The organism is Methylobacterium sp. V23, assembly GCF_002917135.1.
Lineage (GTDB): Bacteria > Pseudomonadota > Alphaproteobacteria > Rhizobiales > Beijerinckiaceae > Methylobacterium.
In genome coordinates, this window is sequence record NZ_PDHT01000001.1 from 76337 (window position 1) to 100855 (window position 24519).

Here is a 24519-nt window from a genome sequence, read left to right on the forward strand (position 1 = left end):
TGACGATGCGGTTCGCGGACGATGCGACCATCCCGGTTCCGTCGGGGCCTGTCCCATCGAGTCGATCCGGCAGGTTTCCACTGCTGGCGATATCCTGAAGATCGCCTCGCTGATGCCGCGTCCGCCCGATCCTGTCCTCGCCGGCCCTTCCCACCTGTCCGGAGCGCGCGTCTCACCCGCCGCCGGATCGCGAGCGCCCGAAGCGACGTGGGGACGCCGGGCGGGGGATCGCGTGCGCGCCGCGGCACCGAGCAGCCCGGAGCCGGCGTCGGAGGGGGCGCCGGCCCACGCGGCCGGCCGCAACACGAACCGCTACGATCTGGAGGCCCGGGCCGGCCATCTCGACGAGGTGCTGCAATTCGCGCCCTACCTGGCCCTGACCCATACGCTGGTCGTCGGGGCCGTGCTGCTGCTCTTCTGGAGCGAGGCGCACCGAACCTACCTGCTGGTCCTGTTCGCCAGCGTCGCCGGTCCCATCACCCTCGCGGCCATCGGGGCGCAGCGCTACCGCCGCCGGCGCCTGGGAGCGCGCGAGATCGTCACAGGGCATCGGCTCGCGGCCTTGTTCTCGCTGATTCTGGGGTTGGCCTGGGCCAGCATGCCCCTGGCCATCCTCCCGCCCGCAGGCACCCAGGACCAGACCTTCGTGGTGGCCATCGGGGTCGGCCTGATGGCCACCACCTACACCTTCGGGTCGCTCGCGCATCTCGGTCTGGTCTATTCCGCGCCGATCGCCTTAGGCAGCCTCGCGGCCCTGTTCCTCGTCGGCGGCCCCGCCAACTGGTGGCTGGCGATGCTGATGGGCATCTATTCGGCCTTCGTCGCCTTCACCGCCGGGCGGATGGGCCGCCTCTCGGAACAGCGGATCATCGATCGCGTCCGGGTCGGCGAGCAGAACGAGACGATCAGCCTGCTGCTCCACGATTTCGAGGCGAGCACCAGCGACTGGCTCTGGGAGACCGACCCGCTGGGACGGCTCCAGCACGTCTCCGAGCGCATCGGCCAAGTGTCGGGAGAGGACCCGGCGGTCCTGCACGAGGCGCCGTTCGCGGCCCTCTTCCTCGGCGTTCGCAAGCCCCGTCCGATGACCCCGGAACTCGCCGAGATCCTGGCCCTCGTCGCCGAGCGCAAAGCTTTTCGCGAGCGCGTCGTCGAGGTCACCATCGACGGACTCACGCGCTGGTGGCGCCTCAGCGGCAGGCCCATCACCGACGGCGCCGAGACCTTCCTGGGCTTTCGCGGGGTCGGCTCGGACATCACCGATACCCGGCAGTCCGAAGCGCGGATCGCCTATCTGGCGAGCTACGACCCGCTGACGGGCCTGGCCAACCGAACCCAGTTCCAGGGCGTGGCGACCCAGCTCTGTGCCCGGGCGCAGACCGGGGGCGAGGCCTGCGCGCTGCTCTACCTCGACCTCGACGGCTTCAAGTTCGTCAACGACACCTTCGGCCATGCCCTGGGCGATGTCCTGCTGGTCCGGGTGGCCCAGCGCCTGACCGGCACGGTCCCGCCCCAGGGGCTGGTCTCGCGCCTCGGCGGCGACGAGTTCGCCATTCTCCTGCCCGGCGGCGACGAGGACGCCCTGATCGGCTTGGCCCGGCGCCTCATCGCGGCCCTGAGCATACCCTACACCCTCGACGGGGTTCAGGTGGAGATCGGCGCCAGCGTCGGCCTCGCCCTGGCGCCGCGCGATGCCCACACCCCCGAAGGCCTCCTCAGCAAGGCCGATCTCGCCCTCTACCGGGCCAAGGCCACCGGCCGCGGCAACGTTCGGGTGTTCTCGCCCGACCTCGAGGCGACGATGCGCCTGCGGCGCGAACTCGAGGTCGATCTCAAGCGGGCGGTGGCGCAGGGCGAATTCAGCCTGCACTACCAGCCCCTGGTGAGCCTGGAGGACGGTCGGGTCCGCACCTTCGAGGCCCTGCTGCGCTGGACCCGGGGCTCCGGCGGCCCGGTCTCCCCCGCGGATTTCGTCCCCGTCGCTGAGGCCTCGGGCCTGATCACCGAGATCGGCCGCTGGGTCCTGATGCAGGCCTGCCGAGAGGCCGCGCGCTGGCCCGACGACATCCGGCTGGCGGTGAACCTCTCGCCGATCCAGTTCCGGAACACCGACCTCGTCGCCGACGTGACCCAGGCGCTGGAGGCCAGCGGGCTGAGGCCGGAGCGGCTGGAGATCGAGGTCACCGAGTCGGTGTTCTTCGAGATGAACGCGACGACCATCGCCAATCTCAACGAGTTACGCGCCCTGGGCATCCGCGTGGCGCTCGACGATTTCGGCACCGGCTACTCGTCGCTGAGCTACCTGATCCGGTTTCCGGTGGACAAGATCAAGATCGACCGCTCCTTCATCAAGGACATGGGCAGCCGGCCCGAATGCCTGGCGATCATCGAGGCGATCCTGACCCTCGCGCGCAAGCTCTCGATCACCGTCACCGCGGAGGGCGTCGAGACGATGGAGCAGGCGCAGATGCTCAGGGCGAGTCGCTGCGACGACATCCAAGGCTTCCTCTTCAGCCCAGCCCGACCGGCCGACGAGATCCCCCGTCTCATCGCGTCCCTGCCGGTGCGCTTCGGCGAGATTTTCCCCCTCCTGCCGCTCACGTTCCGCCGGGCGCCGGCGTGACGAGGCCGTCCGAGCTGCGCAGGCGCTCGGCCACCGCGGCGGCGGCCCGCGTACCCTCCTCGTACGCGCCCCCCGCCGTGCCCCATTGCAGGCGCGACAGGGCCTCGCCGGCGAACCAGACCCGGTCTGCCACGGGTGCCTGCAGGCGGGCCCGGGCGCCGGCATGGCCCGGCGGCACCACGGCCCAGGATCCGCGCGCCCAGGGATCGTGGCGCCACGCGCTCACCGCCGGGATGCTCAGGTCATGCAGGGCGCGGGCGCCGAAATGTGCGGCGAGCGCCGTCCGCACCAGGCGGCGGACCCCGTCCGGCCCGGCCCCGCGGGCGTCGAGGGCGGCGGCCATCGGCGCATCGAGCTCGAAGAAGTGGAACGGCGTGCCGTCGATCCGGGTGAGGAGGCCCGGACTCGGCTCGCGCCCGCCGACCAGGCTCGCGAGCCGGTCCGCTCCGCGGAACGGGCAGGAAGGCCAGTGCAGCACCGCGTGCTCGTAGATGCCGGTGGCGAACCCCGTGATCGCGTCCGCGACCTCCGGGGGGAGGGCGGGGGTGAAGAGCGGCGCGGCCCGAAGCACCATGGTGGGAATCGTGACGATGACGGCCCGGGCCGTGAAGCTCCGGGGGCCCGCCTGCACCCGCACGTCCGGGCCCGACCAGTCGATGCTGGTGACCGGCGTCCCGAGGGCGATGGGCAGCCCCTGGGCGAGGCGGGCGAGATAACCGCCGTAGCCACCGGCGATGAAGCGGTTGTCGCCGTACTCCATGCTCGGAAAATCCTGGAGCGAAACGCGGTCCAGCGACTGCCCCGAGACCAGGCCGTGGACGCGCTCGACCCGCCGGCCCCAGGGCCCGAGGCCCGGCGGCAGGGCGGTGGCGGCCGGCCGGTCGGGCCCCGCCCAGCCGGCCTGGGTGCTCATGGCCCGGTCGGCCACCGCGAAGGCCCGGCCGAGGGCCGCCGCCTCCGCCGGCCGGCCGCGCCGGCGCCCGACCCAGAGATGGCTCTCCTGCGCCGCCACCCGCAGGGGCTCCCCCCGCTGGGTGCCGAGCCGCACCAGCGGGTTGATCGGCCCCGCATGCAGCCAGTGCCCGCCGAGGTCGACGGGATGGCCCCTCAGGGCGACGGTGACGAGGCGGCCGCCGACCCGATCGCGTGCCTCCAGGACCGCCACCCGGACGCCCCGGGCCGCGAGGCCGCGCGCCGCCGCCACGCCGGCGGCGCCCGCCCCGACGACGATGACCTCCGGATCGTCGGGCAGGGGGGCCAGGCGCGGCGCGACGCTCGGGCGCCAGCGTTCATGGTCGGGGCGGGACGTCCTCATGGATGACGGTCTCGTTCCTGTCGGCGAAGGGTGGCGACGGGCCTAGCAGAGGGCGGTGCCGGGCGACACCGCGCCTCCGGTCGCAATCCGGTCACACGCCAGAAAACTCTGGTGTCCAGGATCGGCGCCGCGAATCGCCCATCCGCCGCCCGGCGGGACGGGGGGTGCAGCGATGGTCCGCACTTGCGCCGGCGCATCGCCGTAGCCAGAACCTCGGGACACGGCGCGCGCGGGGGCGACGCAGGCCGGGTCCTCGCGAACGGATCGATCCACGACCACGGGATTCCCAGGTATGCTCATCCAGGCCGCCTTCGCCGCCGTCCGGCAGGTGTTCTCAGCCCCCTTGCGCGCGATCCTGTGGAAGTCCCTCGGACTGACCGTGGGTATCCTCGTCGTCGTCTGGTTCGGGCTGACGCGGGCGATCAACTGGTTCCTGTCTCAGCACCATCTCTCGGTGGACTATCCCTTCCTCGATACCCTGGCGGTGTTCTTCGCCGGGGCCGGCCTGTTCGTGGGCCTCGCCTACGTCATGCCGGCCGTATCGATCCTGGTGGCGGGCTACTTCCTCGACGACGCGGCCGAGATCGTCGAGCGCACGGATTTTCCGGACGAGCCGCCCGGTCTCGCCCTGCCGCTCGGCACCGCGATGTTCTACGCCGTCCGCTTCGCCGGCCTCGCCCTGCTGGTGAACCTCGTGGCGCTGATCCTGTTCTTCGTGCCGGGGGTGAATCTGGTCGCGTTCTTCGGGGCCAACGCCTACCTGCTGTCGCGGGAGTATTTCGAACTGGCCGCCGGGCGCTTTCGGCCGATGGCGGAGGCCGGCGCCATGCGCCGCCACTACGGCGGCACCACGCTCCTCGCCGGCGTGCTCCTCGCCGGGCTGATGGTGGTGCCGGTGCTCAATCTCGTCACCCCGCTCTTCGGCATCGCCCTGATGGTGCACGTTCACAAGGGCCTCAGCCGGCGTACCCCGGTCGCCGGCCCGCAGCCCCAGCCGCGCCTGCGCTGAGGCCATCGGAACAGCCGGGTCCGAATTTCACCAGGCGGCCTCCCGTCTGGCCTGGAAGTGGTCTAGATACGCTGCACCTGGCTCAAGGACCGGCGCCGATCCATGCCCCGCAAGGGGCCGGACGGGCGCGGGCGCCGCTTTTCGAGACGCACGAGCGATGACCGGCTTCGAGACCCTCCCCCTGACCCGCCCCGCCGCGCAGCTCGTCACCGTGTTCGGCGGATCGGGCTTCCTCGGGCGCCACGTGGTGCGGGCGCTGGCCAAGCGCGGCTACCGGATCCGGGTGGCCGTGCGCCGGCCCGATCTCGCCCTGTTCCTGCAGCCCCTCGGCAAGGTCGGCCAGATCGTCGCCGTGCAGGCCAACCTGCGCTACCCGGAGTCCATCGCCCGCGCGGTCCAGGGGGCCGACATCGTCGTGAACCTCGTGGGCATCCTGCAGGAGACCGGCAAGCAGAGCTTCTCGCAGCTCCAGGCCGAGGGCGCGGGCGAGATCGCCCGGGCGGCGGCCGCCGTCGGCGCGCTCCTGGTCCATGTCTCGGCCATCGGCGCCGACGTGAACTCGCCCTCGCACTACGCCCGCACCAAGGCCCTCGGCGAGGCCCGGGTTGCCGAGGCCGGCGGTCCGCACGTGATCCTGCGGCCCTCGCTGGTGTTCGGCCCCGGCGACAGCTTCTTCAACCGCTTCGCCGCCCTGGCCCGCGCCCTGCCGGTGCTGCCGCTGGCCGGCGCCGCGTCGCGCTTCCAGCCCGTCTACGTCGCCGACGTGGCCGAGGCGGTGGCTCGCGCCGTGGAGGGCCAAGTGCCCGCCGGAAAGGTCTACGAGCTCGGCGGCCCCGAGGTGGAGACCCTCGAGGCGCTGGTGCGCTACATGCTCAAGGTGACGATGCGCAAGCGCGTGGTCCTGGGCCTGCCCCAGCCCGCGGCGCTGCTCCAGGCCCGCGCCCTGGAGGTGGTCGACACCCTCACGCTCGGCCTTCTGCCGGACAGCCTCAAGCTGACCCGCGACCAGGTCATCCTGCTCCAGAACGACAACGTCGTCTCCGAGGCGGCCAAGGCGGAGGGGCGCACCCTGGAGGGCATCGGCCTGCAGCCCACCGCCATGGAGGCCGTGGTGCCGGGTTACCTCTGGCGCTTCCGCAAGGCGGGCCAGTTCGCCAAGATGCAGGAGCACGAGAGCGCCATCCCCGAGACCCTGGCCCCGAAACCCTTCGTGCCCCGCAGCGGCAGCGGTCCGGCCCTGGGGCCGGATTCCAACGCTCCGAGCCGGATGGGCGTCCGCTGGGGTACCCGGGGCTGACGCATCCGCGCGTCACCGGAGTCCTCAGGCCCGTCGAAATGGGCTAGAGGGCGACCATGACCCAAGCCTCTCCACCCGAAGTCGCGTCGCCTGAAGTCGCGTCGTCCCGAGTCCCGTCGCCCGAAGCCGGCGCACCCCTGGTGCGCTTCGCGCCCTCGCCCACCGGCTACCTGCATATCGGCAATGCCCGGCCGGCGCTCCTCAACGCGCTCTTCGCCCGGGCGCGGGGCGGGCGCTTCCTGCTGCGCCTCGACGATACCGACCGGGAGCGCTCGACCGCGGAATTCGCCGCCGCCGTCTCCGAGGACCTCGCCTGGCTCGGGATCGTGCCGGACCTGTTCGCCCGACAATCCGACCGGGTGGCGATCCACGACGCGGCCGCCGCCCGCCTGAAGGCGATGGGGCGGCTCTATCCCTGCTACGAGACGCCGGAGGAGTTGGAGCGTCGACGCCGACGCCAGCTCGGGCGCGGCCAGCCGCCGATCTACGACCGGGCCGCCCTGACCCTGACGGAGGCCGAGCGGGCCGCCCTGGAGGCGGAGGGGCGCAAGCCGCACTGGCGCTTCAAGCTCGAGGCCCGCACGGTGGCCTGGGACGACCTGGTGCGGGGCGAGGCCCACGTGGATTGCGCCTCGCTCTCCGATCCGGTGCTGATCCGCGCCGACGGCAGCTATCTCTACACCCTGCCCTCCGTGGTCGACGACGCCGAGATGGGCATCACCCATGTCATCCGCGGCGAGGACCACGTCACCAACACGGGCGTGCAGGTTCAGATCTTCGAAGCCCTGGGCAGCGCGATCCCGGTCTTCGGCCATCACAACCTCCTGACCACCGTGGACGGGGAGGGGCTCTCGAAGCGCCTCGGCCACCTCTCGCTCCGAGGGCTGCGCGAGGCCGGCTACGAGCCGGGGGCGGTGCGCTCCCTCGCCGTCCTCACCGGCTCGGCGGAATCCGTCCGGGCCGTGGCGGGTCTCGACGAACTCGCCGGCCTCGTGGACCTGGCGCAGATCTCGCGGGCGCCGGCGAAGTTCGATCCGCACGAGCTCGACGGGCTCAACGCCCGCCTCGTCCATGCCATGGAGTATGCCGAAGTCGCGGACCGCCTCGCGGCGCAAGGGGTCGCGTCCGAGCGCGCGGCGGCGTTCTGGGAGGCGGTGCGGCCCAACCTCGCCAAGGTGTCGGAGGCGGGAGACTGGTGGCGCGTGGTCACCGGGCCCGTGGCCCCGGTCATCGCCGATCCGGCCTTCATCGGGGCCGCCGCCGCGCTCCTCCCGGCCGAGCCCTGGGACGCAGAGACCTGGAAGGCCTGGACGGGCGCCGTGAAGGCGGCCACGGGTGCCAAGGGCAAGGCGCTGTTCATGCCGCTGCGCCTCGCGCTGACGGGCCTGGAGCACGGGCCGGACCTTGCCGGCCTGCTGCCGCTGATCGGGCGGGACGTCGTCCTGCGCCGGCTGGCGGGAGAGGGCTGACGCCGGGTCCCTGCGGTGCATGCAGGCCCGACCCACCGGCACGGGTGACTGTCCCTGGCCGGGTGGCACGCCTATATGCGGGCCCGACGCCGTTTTCATCCCGAGCCCCAGATCCGAATGAGCACCGATCCCGCCCCGGCGGCACCGGCCGTGGCCGCGCCGCCCGCGCGCCCCGGCCTCGTCGCCACCTATCGCCGCCTCTGGCCCTATCTCTGGCCCCACGGCCGGCCCGACCTGCAGCGGCGCGTCTTCCTCGCCTTCGGCCTGCTGATCGTCGCCAAGTTCGTGACGATGGTGACGCCCTTCACCTTCAAGTGGGCCACCGACGCCCTGGTGGCGATGACGGATCCCAAGGCGGCCAGCGGCGTGCCGGGCGCGGCCGTGCCCACCGGCCTGCTCGCCGCCCCGATGCTGCTCATCGGCCTCTACGGCCTCTCGCGCATCCTGATGGCGGGGCTGACGCAGGTGCGTGACGGGCTGTTCGCCAAGGTGGCGATGCATGCGGTGCGCCGCCTCGCGCTCCAGACCTTCGAGCACATGCACCGGCTCTCCCTGCGCTTCCACCTGGAGCGCAAGACCGGTGGCCTGACCCGCGTGCTGGAGCGTGGGCGCGGCGGCATCGAGGAGCTCTCGCGCCTGATGGTGCTCACCCTGGTGCCGACCATCGTCGAGTTCCTGCTCGTGATCGGCGTCCTCGCCTACGAGTTCGACTGGATCTACTCGGTGGTCGTGTTCGTGATGGTGGCGGCCTACCTCGCCTTCACCTGGAAGGCGACGCAGTGGCGCATCGAGATCCGCCGGCGAATGAACAATTCCGACACCGATGCGAACACCAAAGCGGTGGACTCGCTGCTGAACTTCGAAACGGTGAAGTATTTCGGTGCCGAGTTGCGCGAGGCCGAGCGCTACGACGTCTCGATGGCCAAGTACGAGAAGGCCTCGACGCAGACCTACGTCTCGCTCGCGGTCCTCAACGCCGGTCAGGCGGTGATCTTCACGATCGGCATGACCGTCGTGATGTGGTTGGCCGCGCGCGACATCATGGCCGGGCGCACCACCCTCGGGGGCTTCGTGCTGGTCAACACGATGCTGGTGCAGCTCTCCATGCCGCTCAACTTCATGGGCATGATCTACCGCGAGATCAAACAGGCGCTGATCGACATCGACGACATGTTCCAGATCCTGCACCGCAACCCGGAGATCGCCGACAGGCCGGATGCGCTGCCCCTCGCTGTCTCGGACGGCGTGGTGCGCTTCGAGGACGTGCGCTTCGCCTACGACCCGGCCCGGCCCATCCTCAAGGGCGTCAGCTTCGAGGTCCCGGCGGGCAGGACGGTCGCCATCGTGGGCCCCTCGGGGGCGGGCAAGTCGACCCTGTCACGCCTCCTCTTCCGGTTCTACGAGCCGCAGGGCGGCCGTATCCTCATCGACGGCCAGGACATTTCGCGGGTCCGGCAGGCCAGTCTGCGGGCGGCCATCGGCATGGTTCCGCAGGATACGGTGCTGTTCAACGACACCATCGGCTACAACATCCGCTACGGCCGCTGGGACGCCACCCCGGCCGAGGTGCGCGCCGCCGCCGCCCTGGCGCAGATCGACCGCTTCATCTCCGCCCTGCCGGAGGGCTACGACACCCCCGTGGGCGAGCGTGGCCTAAAGCTCTCGGGCGGCGAGAAGCAGCGCGTCGCCATCGCCCGGACCATCCTGAAGGGACCGCCGATCCTCGTCCTCGACGAGGCGACCTCGGCCCTCGATTCCTTCACCGAGCGCGAGATCCAGGACGCCCTCGACACCGTGAGCCAGGGCCGCACCACCCTGGTCATCGCTCACCGCCTCTCCACGGTGGTCAATGCGGATGAGATCATCGTCCTCGACAAGGGCGTCATCGTCGAGCGCGGCGACCACGCCACCCTGCTGGAGCGAAACGGCGTCTATGCCTCCCTGTGGAGCCGTCAGCGCGAAGCCGATGCCGCCCTGGAGATCCTCCAGCGCAGCGAGGCGGCGCTGCCGTTGCCCAAGGAGCGACCGGCCCTCGTGCCGGAGCCGGTTCCCGCCGCGTAGGGGCCGCGCCGTCAGCCCCGCTTGTCGGGCTGCGGCACCGCCGCGGTCCCGTCGGTGGGCAGGACGAAGATCTGGCCCGGATAGATCAAGTCGGGATTGCGGATCTGCGGCTGGTTGGCGTCGTAGATCACCGTGTAGCGCGTGCCCTTGCCGTAGATGCGCCGACTGATCTGCCACAGGCTGTCGCCCCGGATGATCGTCGCGGTCCCGATCTCCGGGACGAAGACCGTGGGACTCCGCTCCGCCAGAGCCGGGGCCTGCATCCGGGCGGGTGTCTGGGCCGTCTCCGGACCAGGGCTTCGCAGCGCGGGCGCCTCGACTTGGGCGGGGGCGAGCGGCGTGATCGAAGCGGGGCGCGGTAGGGCCGGCGGCGTCGGCTGCTGCGACGAAGGCTGTCGCGAGGGAGATTCTCGTGAGGAAAGGGTTTGTGACGGAAGGTCTTGTGACGGAAGGTCTTGTGACGTCCGTGCTTGCTGCCCCGGCGTGAGGGTGGGGGTCGGGGCCGGTGGCAGTCCGGCCTCGGAATTCGCAGGGGGGAGCGCGGCTGGCGCCTTGGGGGCCGCTGCCCGGGGCGCGGCCGCCGGGGGCAGCGTGGCCGGGTTCTCCGGCGTTCCCAGGCGTGCGACCGGGCCCGGCACCGAGGCCACCGGCGGCGGATTGCCTTGCTGTGCGACCGGGGCCGCGCCCTCGGACGACCGGCCCGCCCCCGGTGCCACCGGCTTGGTCACGGCCGCGGGCACGTTGAAGGCGACCTCGGAGCGGGTCTTCACCTTGCCGGAGACGGGATCGACCTGATCCACCCGGACCTTGTAGTCGCCCGGCCGGACGCCGCGCCCGATGGTGAAGGCCACGCGCCCGTCCGCGCCGGCACTGCCGGGTGCCACCAGGGCGTCGTTCAGATAGAGCCGCACGGTGGCCCCGGGCGGGGCCTGACTCGTGACGTAGAGCCGTCCACCCTCTTCCGCCTCGACGCTGACGATCTTCACCGGCCCGGTGCGGTCCGCGTCGGCCTTGGCGGGGCCGGCCTCCGCCGTCGGGACCGGATTCTGGGGAGCGCGGCCGTCGGGCATGGTCGTTGCGAGGCCGCCATCGGCCTCGGCCGGGAGCTTCCTGCCCGAGACACCTTTGCTCGGGGCAACCTTGTCTGGATCGGTCTTGCTGGGGTCCGTCTTGCCGGCGTCCGACTTGCCGGGTTCGATGTTGCCTGAGGCGGGTTTTCCCGCCCCGCTCCTGCCCGCATCGGCAAGGGTGGTCCCGGGCGGCGTCGGAATCGGATCCGGCTGCGACAGCACGATGGTGGGCTTGCCGGGGGAGGTCAGGGCGATGAGGGGCTTGGCATTGCGATGGGGCGAGACCACGACCGCCACGCTGTCGCGCGAGATCCGGGCCTGACCGTCGGCGCCGAGCACCCGCAGGGTGATCTCACTGTTGCCGGTGGGCAGGGCCGGAGGCACGATGGCGAACTGGCCGGAGGGATCGACGAGCGCACGGGCAATCGGCTCGTTGTCGCGCAGAAGCTCGACGGTGGTGTTGGGCGCGGCCCGCCCGGCGATCACCGCTTCGCCATTCGGCTCGATCCGGATGATGTCGAAGGTTGGCGCCTCGCTGACCGGCGGGGTGCCGGAGGCCTGCCCCGGCGGTTGGCCCGGCTCCAGGGCCGCCAGGGGCTTTCCCGTCGGCGCCGCCCCCTCCCCGGGGCTCGCATCCCGCCGCACCGGCGGAGTCGGCTCGGCCGCACCGTCCGTCCGGACGGGGGGCTTGCCGGCGGGAGCAGCGCTCTCCTCGGTGGCACCGGAGCCCGCCGGGGACCCGAGGCCGCGCTTGAACAGGGTGCCTGCGCCGTAGAGGGTGACCACGAGGGCAAAGCCCGCCAGAAGCCCCACGCAGGCGAGGAAGATGCTCCGTCGCAACTCCGCCCTCATGACACGCCACTCCTTCGTCCACCGGCACGGCGGCCGAAATTCCATCGCCGCGGGATCGGGCCCGTCGACAAACCGGCGATTGATGGCGACATATTAGCGAACATGACCGGATCACCAAATCACACCCGCCGGATCGCGGCCGGATCCTCCGTAAAATCAGCAGTTTGGCGCGTGGACCGCGGCGTACGGGTCCTGTCCGCGGCGCATCAGGGAGGTCCGGCATGGCTCCGGTAAGGACGGTCTGCGTCTATTGCGGCTCGGGCTTCGGCGGCGATCCGGCCTTCACGGCCGCGGCCGTGACCCTCGGCAAGGCCCTGGCGGAGGCCGGGATCGGCCTCGTCTATGGCGGCGGCAATGTCGGCCTGATGGGCACCGTCGCCCGGGCGGTCCTCGAGAACGGCGGCCACGTCACCGGCATCATCCCCGACTTCCTGAAATCGCGCGAGCGCATGCTCGACGAGATCCAGGAGACCATCGTCGTGGACGACATGCACACCCGCAAGCGGCTGATGTTCGAGCGCTCCGACGCCTTCGTGGCCCTGCCCGGCGGCATCGGCACCCTGGAGGAGCTGGTGGAACAGCTCACCTGGGCGCAGCTCGGCCAGCACAACAAGCCGATCCTGCTGCTCTCGGTAGCGGATTTCTGGACGCCCCTCCTGACGCTCCTCGACCACATGCGGGGCCAGGGTTTCATCCGCGAAGGGCTCGACCTGAGCTACCTCGTGGCCAGCGAGGCGGCCGACGTGGTCGGCCTCCTGCGCGACGCGGCCGGATCGGTTGCGCCGGCGCCCGCCGCCGAGGCCCTGGTGGCGGAGCGGTTCTGACGCGGAGCCCGACTGGTGGCGGCCGCCCGATTCAGGTCGCCACGCTCCAGGTCGTCCCGTCCTTGCCGTCCTTCAGGGCGACGCCCATCGCCAGCAACTCGTCGCGGATCCGGTCCGAGGCGGCCCAGTCCTTGGCGGTCCGGGCCGCGCGCCGGTCCGCGATCAGCGCCTCCACCCGGGCGACGTCGACGCCGGCCGCCCGGATGGTACCCTGGTCGCGCGCCGACTTCGTCTGGGTGAGCAGGCCGAGGAGATTCGCGCCGGCCTTCAGCGCTGCCGGCTCGTCGAGGCGGTGCAGCTCGGCGAGCGCCGCGGCGGTGTTGAGGTCGTCGAGGAGCGGCTCGCGCACGCCCTCCGGGATCGCCTCGGCCGCGGCCACGTCGCCAACGACCCCGTACCAGCGGTCGAGCATCCGGGCCGCCTCCTCGAGGCCGCGCAGGGTCCAGTCGATCGGCTGGCGGTAATGGGTCTTCAGCATGGCGAGGCGTGCGACCTCGCCGGGCCAATCCTTCAGCACGTCCCGGATGGTGATGAAGTTGCCGAGCGACTTCGACATCTTCTCCCCCTCCACCTGGAGGAAGCCGTTGTGGAGCCAGACGTCGGCCATCACGTCGGTGCCGAAGCAGCAGCGTGACTGCGCGACCTCGTTCTCGTGGTGGGGGAAGATGAGGTCGATGCCGCCGGCATGGATGTCGAAGCGCTCGCCGAGATGCTTCCACGACATCGCCGAGCACTCGATGTGCCAGCCCGGCCGGCCCGGTTCCGCGATTCCGCAGGGGGAGGGCCAGGACGGCTCGCCGGCCTTCGAGGGTTTCCACAGCACGAAGTCGAGGGGCGAGCGCTTGTAGGGCGCGACCTCGACGCGGGCTCCGGCCTCCATCTCGTCGAGGGGGCGCTTCGAGAGGGCGCCGTACTCGGGCATCGACGGCACGTCGAACAGCACGTGGCCGTCCGCCACGTAGGCGTGGCCGCGCGTCACCAGGCCGGCGATGATGGTGTGCATCTCGGCGATGTGGTCGGTGGCCCGCGGTTCGACGAAGCGCGGGCGCTCGCCCGGCACATTGACGTCTTCGGGCATCAGCACGCCGAGTTCGCGAATGTCGGCGTGGAAGGCTTTCAGGGTGCCGTCGGTGAGTTCGCGGATGCTGATGCCGCGCTCGGCGGCCCGGGCGTTGATCTTGTCGTCCACGTCCGTGACGTTGCGGGCATAGGTGACGTGGGGCGCGCCGTAGAGTTGGCGCAGCAGGCGGAACAGCAGGTCGAAGACGATGATCGGCCGGGCGTTACCGATATGGGCCGCGTCGTAGACGGTGGGACCGCAGGCATACATCCGCACGTTCGTCGGATCGATCGGCGTGAAGGCGGCTTTCTCGCGGGTCAGCGTGTTGTAGAGCCGCAACATCGAGGCCATGAAACTTTCCTTACGTCCCGGGCCTCCATCCGGACCCGTCCGTCCCTGAAACACCGCAGCGCATTGGTTTCGCGCGGCTTTTGCCGCAGCGCACCCAAGCGCCCGCCACACCGTCGCCGCGTTCCGCCCGGGGCCCTGTTGCGCGAAGGCGACGGCCGGGCCGCCCGTCCTGCGCTACCTCAAAACCATGAGCAATTCGAGAACGACGCCAGACCGGCACGCCTCGGAAACGGCTGCCTCGAAAAGCACGACGCGGCGAAAGGGTTTGTTAACCCGGTGCCGTGAAATTTTCGCCCCATACGCTTCCGACATCAGCAAGGTTCTGCCCATGCGCCGCGCGGCCGCCAGTATCGGCGCTCTTCTCGCCCTCGCCCTCACCGCCCACGGCGTCCTGGCCTCCGACGGCGAGAGCCCGGCCAAGGCTCCCGGCACCGTCGAGAAGACGTTCCTGATCCCGTCGAGCGAGGGGTACGGCGTCGGCGACTGCCTCACCAACGGCGAGAGCGCCTGCGGCCAGGTTGTGGCCAATGCCTGGTGCGAGGCGCAGGGCTTCGCCTCCGCCGGCTCCTTCGGCGTCGCCGCGCAGGACGAATATACCGGCGCGATCCCGCCGGCCCCGGTGGCGAAGCCCGCCGAGCGCCCGATCCGAATCACCTGCCAGGACTGATCCATCACCTGCCAGGACTGATCCATCACCTGCTAGGACTGATCCGCAGGCCGGGCCGCCCCGTCGCGCGACGACCCGGTCTCCCGGCCTACTTCTCCATGAACGCGTCGCAGCGCGGCGGCGCTTCGGTGCCCCAGGGCATCAGCGGCACGGCCGAGGTGGAGTTCTTGGGCGAGCCCTGGATCACCTTGTCCGAATAGACCATGTAGATCAGCGTGTTGCGCTTGGTATCGCAGCCGCGCACGATCTGCATCGACTTGAAGATCAGCGACCGGCGCTCGCTGAAGACCACTTCGCCCTGCTTGAATTTCCCCTTGAACTGCACCGGGCCGACCTGGCGGCAGGCGAGGGAGATGTCGGAGACATCCTCCGCGAGGCCGAGGGTGCCCTTGATGCCGCCCTTCTCCGGCTGCGTGTACCAGCAGGCGACCCCTGCCACCGACGGGTCGTCGATCCCGTAGACCACGAGCTTGTCGTTGGGGGTCAGCGGCCGCCACACGGTCGACTTGTCGAAGATGCGGTCCGCATCGTCCGCCCGCGCCGGTTGTGCGGCGAGGCCGAGCCCCAGCGCCAGCGCGCAGCCTGTGAGACCCCGAAGCCACATCATCGTATCATTCCCCTCAGTTTGTTCCGGCCGGATGTGGGAAGGGTGTCGCGGTCGTGCGAGGGGCGCTAATAAACTTGTGTTGAGCCCGTTCGCCTCCGCTTCGTTGACGTTCCCTTCGGGGGACCTCGCGCGGCGGCGTCCCGCCATCCATTGCAATCAGGCCATGCCGCTGATCCCCTCCCAGATCCGCACGCTCGTCCGAGGGCTCGCCGGCGTCCTCGCCGTCACCACCCTGACGGGTATCGCCGAGGCGCAGACCTCCGCCTGCCTGCGCTACCGCTCCGAACTCGCCGGCCTCAGCGACGGGGCCAGCACGGCGCGGGCTCTGCAGAACGAGATCGGCCGCCTCAATACCTATTATCGCACCCTGAACTGCGAGGGGGGGCGGTTCCTCTTCTTCGATTCGCGCCCCCCGCAATGTGGCGCGGTGGAGCAGCGCATCCGCGCGCTCAACGCCGGCTACGGTGCCGAGAACGGTGAGGTGACCGCCGCTCGCCGGCAGCAGCTCACCGAGGCGATCGCCGCGGCCTGCACGGATCCGGCGAGCCGCAGCTTGATCAAGGCGGACGGGATTCCGGGCGAGGCGCGGGCGCGCGGCGGCGCGCAGGTGATCTGCGTGCGCAGCTGCGACGGCGCCTACTTCCCGATGACCAACCTGCCCGATGGCCGCGAGGGTGCCGACGAGCTCTGCCAGGCCCTCTGTCCCGGCGCGGAAGCGGCGGCCTATTCGATGCCGCACGGCGACGAAGCCCTGAAACAGGCCGCCACCGTGAAGGGAAGCCGCGCCTACACGGCCCTGCCGAACGCCTTCAAGTTCCGCACGTCCTTCACGCCGAACTGCTCGTGCAAGCGCGAGGGGCAGAGCTGGGCCCAGTCCCTGGTCAAGGCCGAGAGCATGCTGGTGCGGCACAAGGGCGACATCTTCGTCACGCCGATGCAGGCCGAGGCCCTGTCGCGCCCGCCGAAGGTCCGCCTGACCCTGGTGGGCCGGGCCGACAAGACGGCCGCGGGCCTCGCCGCCGACGCCGCCACGCGCCATGCCAACGTCGCCTCCGATGCGCCTCCGGAGCCGGCCGTCGCCGCCGCAGCGCCGGGAGCGGGCGAAGAGCGCCAGCCGGTGCGCATCATCGCTCCGAACCTGTTCTCGACCGCCGCGCGGCCGGGGAATCCCTGAGCGGACGGCCGGCGTCGCGCGGCCGGAAACGGGAACCATCCCGCTCGCATTCTGTTCCGAAGGCCTCATCAACGACGTGAGTGACCTTCGATGCGGAGCATCCGCCACCTCCTCCTGACCGGCACGGTCCTGCCTGTCCTGATCCTCTCCGGCCCGAGCCTGGCCCGGCAGGATTCCGCGTCGGGCGGCACCATCCTGCTGGCCCAAGCCGGGCCCGGCGAGGGACCCCGGGGTGGAGGTGCCGAAGGTCCGCGGGGCGGGCCGCCCGGCGGCGGACGCGAGCGTCCCGAGCCGCGTCAGGAACGCCCCGAGCCCCGTCCGGAACGACCGGCACCCCGCCCCGAGCCACGTCAGGAGCGGCCGGAGCCCCGTCAGGAACGCCCCGAGCCCCGTCCGGAACGACCGGCACCCCGCCCCGAGCCGCGCCAGGAGCGGCCGGAGCCGCGTCAGGAGCGCCCAGAGCCGCGCCAGGAACGACCGGCACCCCGCCCCGAGCCGCGCCAGGAGCGGCCGGAACCCCGTCAGGAGCCGCGTCAGGAGCGCCAGGAACGTGCGCCGGCCGCGCCGGCCGAGCGTCCCGCCGCTCGCCCGGAGTCGCGCCAAGAGCGTCCCGCCCGCGATGAGCGTCCCGCCCGCGATGAGCGCGGCCCTGGTGCGGACCGGGATCAAGCGCCGCAGCGCCGCTCCCCCGGGGCCGATGCGCCCGGGGAGCGTCCGTCGCCTCCGCCGGCCGCACGCGAGCGTGCCCCCGACCGGCCGAACACGCCCGAGCGCCCCGCCGCGCCCGAGCCGAGCCGTCCGGCGCCCACGCAGCCACGCCAGGCGCCGGCTCCGGCACAAGCTCCCGCTCCGGCGCAAGCTCCTGCTCCGGCGCAAGCCCCGACGCCGAACGCGCCCGAGATCCGCAACCCCGCCAACCCGAATGTGCCGGGCGCAGCCCAGCCAAGCCGTCTCAATGCCCCCGGCGAGCCGCGTGCCCCGGGCCAGCCGGCCCCGCCGGCTCCGCAGCCCGGCCAGCCCGGTGCAGCGGCACCCAATGCCCGTCCCGGCGTCCCGGGACGTCCGTTCGTCCCCCCCGGCGCCCCGAATCCGGACGCGCAGCGTTCCGACGGACGTCCGGGCGTGGGTCCCAGCCCGGCCGATGCCCGGCCGGATCGGGATGGGCCGGTCCCGGGCGGCCGGGATCCGCGAGATCCGGCCGCCCGGGATTCCGGGACCCGTGACCTGCGGCGCGACGGACCCGATCGGAACGGAATCGATCGGAACGGTCCCGACCGGCCCGGCCTCGGCCGCGACGACGCGGGCCGACCCGATCTCCGGCCTGGCGATGCCCGCCGCGACGATCGGAGCATTGATGATCGTCGCGAGGATCGCGAGCGGCGGGACGCCTTCGAGCGCCGCGACGCGCGCAGTGGCTTCAACGCGCCGGGGCGGCCGGGCTACGTGCCGGGCGGCTTCCGGGACGACGACGATGTGCGCGATTACGATCAGGTGCGCCGCGACCGGCGCGAGTTCTCGGAAGGGGGCCGGACCTATATCCGCGAGCCCGGCCGCATCATCGTGCGCGACCGCGACACCTACTTCATCCGCCACGACGAGAACGAGCGCTTCCGCGATCTCGACCGGCGTGCCTATCGCAGCGAGCGCCGCGGCGGCGATACCATCACGTATCTCGACCGGCCCGGTGGCGAGCAGATCGTCACCATCGTGGACGACGACGGCCGCCTCGTACGCCGGTCCCGTCGCTTCCGCGACGGGCGCGAGGTCGTCATCATCGACAACAGCTTCGGTGGCGGCGTCGCGCGGCCGATCTACGAGGACGTCGTCGAGTTGCCGCCGCCGGATATCCGCATCCCGCGGGATCGCTACGTCGTCGACTACGACGGCGCCGACGAGCGCACCGTCTACGAGGCCCTGTCGGCCCCGCCGGTGGTGGCGGTGGACCGGCGCTACACCCTCGATCAGGTGCGCTACAGCCCGCAGCTGCGGGCGCGCATGCGGAGTGTGGACATCGATACGATCAACTTCGACACCGGGTCGTTCACGGTGACGCCGGATCAGGCCGCGCGCCTCTCGACCATCGCGGCAGCCATGAACCGGGCGATCAAGGCCAATCCGCAGGAGGTGTTCCTGATCGAGGGCTACACCGACGCCGTGGGCGCCGACATCGACAACCTCTCGCTCTCCGACCGCCGGGCGCAGTCGGTGGCCACCGTCCTGACCCAGAACTTCCAGGTGCCCCCCGAGAACCTGACCACCCAGGGCTACGGAGAGCAGAACCTGAAGGTGAACACCCAGAATGCTTCGCGCGAGAACCGCCGGGTCACCGTCCGGCGCATCACCCCGCTGATCCAGCAGCAGGCCGAAGCCCCGCCGCGCTGACGGCGCCGTCCGACGAACCGGATCCCGGTTCGTCGGACGCACGGCTCCCAGCCGGTGACGCAACGTAACACCGGTGCGCTCCTGCCCCCGCACAGGTGCGGAGACGGTTGGCGCGGGATCACACCCGTCTTCGGCCCATCACTCCGAACCTCGCACCGGACCACAATTCTCTTCAGGGCGACGTTTATCGCTTTTTTAATCGCTGAGTTTATCAATATAGGCCGTATCTCAAGGCCTGTTGTGCTCTGCCCTCCGCGGATATGACAGTATCTCTAGCGCGCAGACTTGACAATGAACATCAGGCTCAAGTGGATATTGATCGCAATAATTGGTTCGATCGTTGCAGCTCTCTGTCTACAAGGTGTCATTGCGGTCAGTGGTCTGAGAAACGTCCGATCTGCTGCGACGGATATTTCAGGATCTTGGCTTCCAAGCGTAAGGAGCTTGGGAGAGATCAGGTTTGCAATGACGAACTTGCAACTGCTCAATGCGCGTTACGCCCTTGGCAGGGAACCGCTCGCAGCGCTCGACATCCTGAACGCACAACGTTCGAAGGCGGTCGAAACCGCGCTCCAATCCTATCAACCCTTCGTCACGTCTCCTGAGGAACGGGTGCTCGCCGATGATATCCTCAGGCGCTTTTCGGCTTACAACGGGCTGCGCGCCGACTTCCGGAACCGGTTCACGACCGGGGATCAGGCCGCGCTGGTCGCGGGCTACGAGGCCGTCCGGTCCGATTACCAAGGCCTGATGAAGGTCATCGATGACGACGTCGCGCTGAACAATCGCGGGGCTGTCGCTGCGGACGTCGCCGCGCAGGCCAGCTACGACGAGGCCCTCCGGCTCACGGTCGCGGTCAGCCTCATCTCCGTCCTGATCGGCCTGGGTGGCGCGCTGTTCGTCCTCTCCGGCGTGACGCGCCCGATCACGCGGATCACCGGCGCGATGCAGGCCGTCGCGGCCGGAGACCTGGCGGTGGAGATCCCGTTCGCGGCCCGCCGCAACGAACTCGGCGCGATGGCGTCGGCCCTGTCGGTCTTCCGCGACAACCTGCGGGAGACCGCGCACCTGCGCGAGCAGCAGCGGACGCGCGAACTCGCCGCGGAGGACCTGCGTCGGCAGGGGATGCACAGGATGGCGGACGGCTTCGAGACCGCCGTAAGCGACATCATCACCATGGTGACGTCGGCGGCGACGGAGCTTCACACGACGGCCCACAGCATGTCGGGGACGGCCGCCGAGACCGCCAGCCAATCCACCACCGTGGCGGCGGCGGCGGAAGAGGCGGCCTCGAACGTCAGTACTGTGGCGGCGGCGGCCGAGGAACTCGGCTCCTCCGTGCAGGAGATCGGGCGTCAGGTGGACGGCTCGGCCCAGCTCGCCCAGCGCGCCGTGGTCGAGGCGGAGCGCACGGTGACCCTGGTCCAAGATCTCAGCACCGCGGCGACCAAGATCGGCGACGTCGTCGCCATGATCTCCATGATCGCGGGGCAGACAAACCTCCTGGCCCTCAACGCGACGATCGAGGCGGCGCGCGCCGGCGAGGCGGGCCGCGGCTTCGCAGTCGTGGCGGCCGAGGTCAAGGAACTCGCCAACCAGACCGCCCGGGCCACGGACGAGATCGGGACCCAGATCGGTCAGATCCAGGGCTCGACCGGACAGGCGGTCACCGCCATCGACAGCATCACCCACCGCATCCGGGAGATCAGCGGGGTGTCGACCACCATCGCGGCCGCGGTGGAGGAGCGGGGCGCCGCGACCCAGGAGATCGTGCGCAACGTCTCGCAGGCGGCGGTCGGCACCGAGCGGGTGACCGCCAACATCGCGGGGGTGGCAGGCACCGCCGAGGAGACCGGCGCCGCGGCCGCCCAGGTGCTGTCCTCCGCGAGCGAACTCTCGCGCCAGTCCGAGCATCTCGGTGCCGAGGTCGCCTGCTTCCTCGCCACCGTGCGGGCAGCCTGAGCGGCCCGTCCGGCGCCGGACAGGCTCCGCGACATCCGGCATTTCCCGTCACGGCGCGCGCCGATGCGGTTTCCCCGCCGTCGGCCCGGCCTATATACCCGGCTCGGCAGCGCAAACCCTTGGGGATCCGCTGCCGTCTGGCCCCGTTCGCGCGGGCCGGTGGCCGGGCGAGATCATCCGCTGCGGCGTGTCACGGCCTCCGGGCCGACTCCGCAGGAGCATCCATGGACGAGGCGAGCGAGCGGTTGATCGAGGCCGGAACTCCGGCCTTCCGCCGCACCGCCATCGCGCTGGGGGCCGCCGGGTTCTCCACCTTCGCGGTGCTCTACGGCGTGCAGCCGCTGCTGCCCGTCTTCGCCGACGACTTCGCGGTCTCTCCGGCCGAGAGCAGTCTCGCCCTGTCGCTGCCCTGCGCCATGCTGGCGATCGCGCTCCTCGTGGTCAGTCCCCTCTCGGAGGTCTGGGGCCGCAAGCCGATCATGGTGGCCTCGCTGTTCGCCTCGGCACTTCTCACCATCGTCGCGGTGCTGGTGCCGAGCTGGCACGGCTTCCTCGCCCTGCGCGCGCTCACAGGGCTCGCCGCCTCCGGCCTGCCGGCCGTGGCGATGGCCTATCTCGGCGAGGAGATGCACGGGCGCGCCATCGGCCTCTCGATGGGCCTGCTGATCGGCGGGAACGCGGCGGGCGGCATGGTCGGCCGCCTGCTCGCCGGCATCATCGCCGACCATGCCTCCTGGCGCTGGGGCCTCGGCACCATCGGCGTGCTGGCGCTCCTCGCCGCCATCGCCTTCGTCTACCTGCTGCCGGATTCGCGCCGCTTCCGGGCGAACCGGATGCGCTGGCGCGAGGTGCCGGGCACCTTCGGTCAGCACTTCCGCGATCCCGGTCTGCCCTGGCTGTTCGCGGAGGCGTTCCTGCTGATGGGCGGCTTCGTCTGCATCTACAACTACATCGGCTTTCGCCTGCTCGATCCGCCCTTCTCCCTCAGCCAGAGCGCCATCGGGGCGATCTTCGTCGTCTACCTGTTCGGGACCGTCTCCTCGGCGCTGACGGGCGAGATCGCGAGCCGGCTCGGGCGGCGCAAGGTGCTGTGGCTCGCCATCCTCCTGGGCCTCGCGGGCGTGACCCTGACGCTGTCCGCGCATCTCGGGCTGATCATCCTCGGCATCGTCCTCGTCACCGTAGGCTTCTTCGGCGCGCATTCCGTGGCCAGCAGCTGGGTCGGGCGCCGGGCCTTGCGCGACCGGGCCCAGGCCTCGTCGATCTACCTGTGCCTGTACTATCTCGGCTCCTCGGTGCTCGGCACCGCCGGCGGCTGGTTCTTCGCCCATTCGGGCTGGATCGGCGTGGTGACGTTCTTCGCGACCCTCTACGGCCTCGCGCTGGCGATCGCCCTGCGGCTGGCCCGCCTGCCGCCCCTCGTCCAGGCCGATGGCTGACCCCCATCCCCGGTCCCTTGGAGGGGCCTCGCGCGTCCACGTCCTGAAACCGCGCTGGGAGGCCTCGCGCGTCCCTGATCCGAAACCGTATGACGGACGCCGCTCCGTGCCTTATGAGGGGGCCCCTGCCCAGGGAGCCTTCCGGGGGCGCCCATCAGACGAAAGCAGTCCGAAACACCCATGACCGATCTCCTCGAGACGATTCGCCGGACGCTCGTGCCGATTCACAAGGAGGGCTATCCCTTCATCGTCATCGGCATCGTGCTGACGGTGATCGGCGCCTACTTCGCGCAGTTCCTCGGCTGGATCTTCCTGATCCTGACCCTGTGGGTCTGCTACTTCTTCCGCGACCCCGAGCGCATCACTCCCGTGGGCGACGGCCTCGTGGTCTCGCCGGCGGACGGGCGTGTGAACCTCATCTCGACGGTGCTGCCCCCGCCGGAGCTCGACCTGCCACAGGAGCCGATGCTGCGCATCTCGGTCTTCATGAACGTGTTCGACTGCCACGTGAACCGCGTGCCGGTGACGGGCCGGATCGGGCAGATCCACTACACGCCGGGCCTGTTCCTCAACGCCGAGCTCGACAAGGCCAGCGACGACAACGAGCGCAACGGCCTCGTCATGGAGACGACCCACAGGGGGCAGCCCCTGCGCATCGGCGTGGTGCAGATCGCCGGGCTGGTGGCGCGCCGCATCGTCGGCTGGGTCCACGCCAACGACACCCTGAACGTCGGCGAGCGCTTCGGCCTGATTCGCTTCGGCTCGCGGGTCGACGTCTACCTTCCGGTCGGCACCCGCGTGCTCGTCGGCCTCGGCCAGAAGGCGGTGGCGGGCGAGACCGTGCTCGCCGATCTCGGCGGCGGGCCCGAGCGCACGTTCCGGCGCATCTGAGGGGTTCCCATGGACGACCTGTTCCCCCCCTTCGCCCCCGACGCCAACGAGCCCCGGCCGCGCCGCTTCAAGCCGGTGCCGTTCCGGATGATCGCGCCGAACATGATCACCCTGATGGCGCTCTGCCTCGGGCTGACGGCGATCCGGCTGGCCTTCGAGGGCAAGTTCGAGCCCGCGGTGATCTCCATCGTGGCCGCCGCCTTCCTCGACGGCATCGATGGACGCGTGGCCCGGATGCTCAAGGGAACCTCGCGCTTCGGGGCGGAGCTCGACTCCCTGGCGGACTTCGTCAATTTCGGCTGTGCGCCGGCGTTGATCCTGTACGGGTTCGCCTTGAAGGAGTTGCGCTCGGTCGGCTGGATCGTCGCGCTGATCTTCGCCATCGCCATGGCCCTGCGGCTGGCCCGCTTCAACGCGATGCTGGACGATCCCAACCGCCCGGCCTGGAAGAAGGACTTCTTCGTCGGCATGCCGGCGCCCGCGGGCGCCCTGACGGCCATGCTGCCCCTCTACCTCAACTTCCTCGGGCTGCCGATGGAGCATTGGGCGGCCCCCGTGGTGCTCGGCTACATGCTCTGCATCGCCCTGCTGGTGGTCTCCACCGTGCCGACCTTCTCGGGCAAGACCATGGGCAAGCGCGTGCCCCGGGACTGGGTCCTGCCGATCTTCCTCGTGGTGGTGGCGGCCTTCGGCCTGTTCATCAGCTTTCCGTTCGAGGCGATGGTGGCGCTGGCGCTCGGCTACCTCATCACCCTGCCGATCGGGGCGGCGCAGTATCGCCGCCGGGCCAGGGCGGAGGGGCAGGGCTCCGCCGGGATCGGCGCGGCCGACGATCTCCCCGAACCGGCGCAGCCCGCCCACGATCGGGCCGTGGACATCTGACGCGCGGCGCTGTCGCTCGCTGGTTGTCTTCGTCTAAGCTGATCGCGGCCCGAGCGTTTCGTTCGGGCACGACGCATGCGGGGGCGGGTCGATGCTCGAGGAGTTCAAGAAGTTCGCGTTGCGTGGCAACGTCGTCGACCTCGCCGTCGGCGTGATCATCGGTGCCGCCTTCGGAGCCATCGTGACTTCGGCGGTGCAAGACCTGTTCATGCCGATGATCGGGGCGATCACCGGCGGGCTGGACTTCTCGAACTACTACATCGCGCTGTCGTCGAGCGTGCAGAAGGGCGCGGCCTATGCCGACGCGAAGAAGCAGGGCGCGGTGATCGGCTACGGCCAGTTCATCACCGTGGCGCTGAACTTCATCATCGTGGCCTTCGTGCTGTTCCTCGTGATCCGGGCGATGAACCGCCTCGTGAGCAAGGAGGAAGCCAAGCCCGAGGCCGTGGCCGAGGTGCCAGCCGACGTGAAGCTGCTTTCCGAGATCCGCGATATCCTGGCGACGAAGCCGACGGTCTAGCGGTTGTCCGGGATAAGCAGGACCCGGTTATCCCGAAACGACAAACGTCGAGACAGGAATGTAC

18 protein-coding genes are annotated in these 24519 nt (G+C 70.8%); 14 read left to right on the forward strand and 4 right to left on the reverse strand.

Features of this window, described 5'->3' with window-relative positions; translation table 11 throughout:
• Positions 1-232: 232 nt before the first annotated feature.
• Positions 233-2623: an EAL domain-containing protein gene (locus tag CRT23_RS00335; protein ID WP_181017213.1), complete on the forward strand. Its 2391-nt coding sequence runs from the start codon at positions 233-235 to the stop codon at positions 2621-2623.
• Here CRT23_RS00335 and CRT23_RS00340 read toward each other — a convergent pair.
• Positions 2598-3938: an NAD(P)/FAD-dependent oxidoreductase gene (locus tag CRT23_RS00340; protein ID WP_103708175.1), complete on the reverse strand. Its 1341-nt coding sequence runs from the start codon at positions 3936-3938 to the stop codon at positions 2598-2600. The genes CRT23_RS00335 and CRT23_RS00340 overlap by 26 nt on opposite strands.
• A gap of 292 nt (positions 3939-4230) precedes the next feature.
• Between CRT23_RS00340 and CRT23_RS00345 the strand changes: the two genes are divergently transcribed.
• The 4 genes from CRT23_RS00345 to CRT23_RS00360 all read left to right on the forward strand — a co-directional run bounded on the left by CRT23_RS00345 (position 4231) and on the right by CRT23_RS00360 (position 9774).
• On the forward strand, positions 4231-4947 hold the full coding sequence (locus CRT23_RS00345; RefSeq protein WP_103708176.1) for a sulfate transporter family protein: 717 nt from the start codon (positions 4231-4233) through the stop codon (positions 4945-4947).
• Positions 4948-5104: 157 nt separating this feature from the next.
• On the forward strand, positions 5105-6244 hold the full coding sequence (locus CRT23_RS00350; protein WP_103708177.1) for a complex I NDUFA9 subunit family protein: 1140 nt from the start codon (positions 5105-5107) through the stop codon (positions 6242-6244).
• A gap of 56 nt (positions 6245-6300) precedes the next feature.
• Entirely contained in the window at positions 6301-7713 is a 1413-nt protein-coding gene (gene gltX / locus CRT23_RS00355) for a glutamate--tRNA ligase (protein WP_103708178.1), read from the forward strand.
• A gap of 117 nt (positions 7714-7830) precedes the next feature.
• The gene (locus CRT23_RS00360) at positions 7831-9774 is read left to right on the forward strand and encodes an ABC transporter ATP-binding protein/permease (protein ID WP_055946890.1); all 1944 of its coding nucleotides are present in this window, start codon (positions 7831-7833) and stop codon (positions 9772-9774) included.
• A gap of 11 nt (positions 9775-9785) precedes the next feature.
• Here CRT23_RS00360 and CRT23_RS29540 read toward each other — a convergent pair whose 3' ends face one another.
• On the reverse strand, positions 9786-11696 hold the full coding sequence (locus CRT23_RS29540; protein WP_181017214.1) for a LysM peptidoglycan-binding domain-containing protein: 1911 nt from the start codon (positions 11694-11696) through the stop codon (positions 9786-9788).
• 221 nt (positions 11697-11917) lie between these two features.
• On the opposite strand from CRT23_RS29540, the gene CRT23_RS00370 reads away from it, so the two are divergent.
• Complete coding sequence (locus CRT23_RS00370; RefSeq protein ID WP_103708179.1) at positions 11918-12520, forward strand: TIGR00730 family Rossman fold protein; 603 nt, start codon at positions 11918-11920, stop codon at positions 12518-12520.
• 31 nt (positions 12521-12551) lie between these two features.
• Here the strand turns inward: CRT23_RS00370 and cysS are convergent, their stop codons facing one another.
• Positions 12552-13931, reverse strand: coding sequence for a cysteine--tRNA ligase (gene cysS / locus CRT23_RS00375; protein ID WP_103708180.1), 1380 nt, complete (start codon positions 13929-13931; stop codon positions 12552-12554).
• A 328-nt stretch (positions 13932-14259) separates the two neighbouring features.
• Between cysS and CRT23_RS00380 the strand changes: the two genes are divergently transcribed.
• Positions 14260-14598, forward strand: a complete 339-nt coding sequence (locus tag CRT23_RS00380; RefSeq protein WP_103708181.1) for a hypothetical protein — start codon at positions 14260-14262, stop codon at positions 14596-14598.
• Positions 14599-14686: 88 nt separating this feature from the next.
• Here the strand turns inward: CRT23_RS00380 and CRT23_RS00385 are convergent, their stop codons facing one another.
• Positions 14687-15202, reverse strand: a complete 516-nt coding sequence (locus tag CRT23_RS00385; RefSeq protein WP_103708182.1) for a CreA family protein — start codon at positions 15200-15202, stop codon at positions 14687-14689.
• 166 nt (positions 15203-15368) lie between these two features.
• Here CRT23_RS00385 and CRT23_RS00390 point away from each other — a divergent pair, with 166 nt between their 5' ends.
• The 7 genes from CRT23_RS00390 (at position 15369) to mscL (ending at position 24455) form a co-directional block, all read left to right on the forward strand.
• Positions 15369-16379 carry a DUF2865 domain-containing protein gene (locus CRT23_RS00390; RefSeq protein ID WP_103708183.1) on the forward strand — a complete coding sequence of 337 codons (1011 nt, stop codon included), beginning with the start codon at positions 15369-15371 and terminating at the stop codon, positions 16377-16379.
• 90 nt (positions 16380-16469) lie between these two features.
• Positions 16470-18761 carry an OmpA family protein gene (locus tag CRT23_RS00395; RefSeq protein ID WP_103708184.1) on the forward strand — a complete coding sequence of 764 codons (2292 nt, stop codon included), beginning with the start codon at positions 16470-16472 and terminating at the stop codon, positions 18759-18761.
• A 291-nt stretch (positions 18762-19052) separates the two neighbouring features.
• The gene (locus tag CRT23_RS00400; RefSeq protein WP_103708185.1) at positions 19053-20723 is read left to right on the forward strand and encodes a methyl-accepting chemotaxis protein; all 1671 of its coding nucleotides are present in this window, start codon (positions 19053-19055) and stop codon (positions 20721-20723) included.
• Positions 20724-20947: 224 nt separating this feature from the next.
• Positions 20948-22162, forward strand: coding sequence for an MFS transporter (locus CRT23_RS00405; RefSeq protein ID WP_055946905.1), 1215 nt, complete (start codon positions 20948-20950; stop codon positions 22160-22162).
• Between the two features lie 180 nt (positions 22163-22342).
• Positions 22343-23053: a phosphatidylserine decarboxylase gene (locus tag CRT23_RS00410; protein ID WP_103708186.1), complete on the forward strand. Its 711-nt coding sequence runs from the start codon at positions 22343-22345 to the stop codon at positions 23051-23053.
• 9 nt (positions 23054-23062) lie between these two features.
• Positions 23063-23935 carry a phosphatidylcholine/phosphatidylserine synthase gene (locus tag CRT23_RS00415; protein WP_055946909.1) on the forward strand — a complete coding sequence of 291 codons (873 nt, stop codon included), beginning with the start codon at positions 23063-23065 and terminating at the stop codon, positions 23933-23935.
• Between the two features lie 91 nt (positions 23936-24026).
• Complete coding sequence (mscL, locus tag CRT23_RS00420; RefSeq protein ID WP_055946911.1) at positions 24027-24455, forward strand: large conductance mechanosensitive channel protein MscL; 429 nt, start codon at positions 24027-24029, stop codon at positions 24453-24455.
• The last annotated feature ends 64 nt before the right edge of the window (positions 24456-24519 follow it).

Bases quoted from the DNA above. Each gene is read 5' to 3' on its own strand.
- CRT23_RS00380 (WP_103708181.1), top strand. From the start codon at position 14,260: ATGCGCCGCGCGGCCGCCAGTATCGGCGCTCTTCTCGCCCTCGCCCTC.
- CRT23_RS29540 (WP_181017214.1), bottom strand. From the start codon at position 11,696: ATGAGGGCGGAGTTGCGACGGAGCATCTTCCTCGCCTGCGTGGGGCTT.
- mscL (WP_055946911.1), top strand. From the start codon at position 24,027: ATGCTCGAGGAGTTCAAGAAGTTCGCGTTGCGTGGCAACGTCGTCGAC.
- CRT23_RS00350 (WP_103708177.1), top strand. From the start codon at position 5,105: ATGACCGGCTTCGAGACCCTCCCCCTGACCCGCCCCGCCGCGCAGCTC.
- CRT23_RS00345 (WP_103708176.1), top strand. From the start codon at position 4,231: ATGCTCATCCAGGCCGCCTTCGCCGCCGTCCGGCAGGTGTTCTCAGCC.
- CRT23_RS00340 (WP_103708175.1), bottom strand. From the start codon at position 3,938: ATGAGGACGTCCCGCCCCGACCATGAACGCTGGCGCCCGAGCGTCGCG.
- CRT23_RS00370 (WP_103708179.1), top strand. From the start codon at position 11,918: ATGGCTCCGGTAAGGACGGTCTGCGTCTATTGCGGCTCGGGCTTCGGC.
- CRT23_RS00385 (WP_103708182.1), bottom strand. From the start codon at position 15,202: ATGTGGCTTCGGGGTCTCACAGGCTGCGCGCTGGCGCTGGGGCTCGGC.
- CRT23_RS00395 (WP_103708184.1), top strand. From the start codon at position 16,470: ATGCGGAGCATCCGCCACCTCCTCCTGACCGGCACGGTCCTGCCTGTC.
- CRT23_RS00360 (WP_055946890.1), top strand. From the start codon at position 7,831: ATGAGCACCGATCCCGCCCCGGCGGCACCGGCCGTGGCCGCGCCGCCC.
- gltX (WP_103708178.1), top strand. From the start codon at position 6,301: ATGACCCAAGCCTCTCCACCCGAAGTCGCGTCGCCTGAAGTCGCGTCG.
- CRT23_RS00400 (WP_103708185.1), top strand. From the start codon at position 19,053: ATGAACATCAGGCTCAAGTGGATATTGATCGCAATAATTGGTTCGATC.
- CRT23_RS00390 (WP_103708183.1), top strand. From the start codon at position 15,369: ATGCCGCTGATCCCCTCCCAGATCCGCACGCTCGTCCGAGGGCTCGCC.
- cysS (WP_103708180.1), bottom strand. From the start codon at position 13,931: ATGGCCTCGATGTTGCGGCTCTACAACACGCTGACCCGCGAGAAAGCC.
- CRT23_RS00410 (WP_103708186.1), top strand. From the start codon at position 22,343: ATGACCGATCTCCTCGAGACGATTCGCCGGACGCTCGTGCCGATTCAC.
- CRT23_RS00415 (WP_055946909.1), top strand. From the start codon at position 23,063: ATGGACGACCTGTTCCCCCCCTTCGCCCCCGACGCCAACGAGCCCCGG.
- CRT23_RS00405 (WP_055946905.1), top strand. From the start codon at position 20,948: ATGGACGAGGCGAGCGAGCGGTTGATCGAGGCCGGAACTCCGGCCTTC.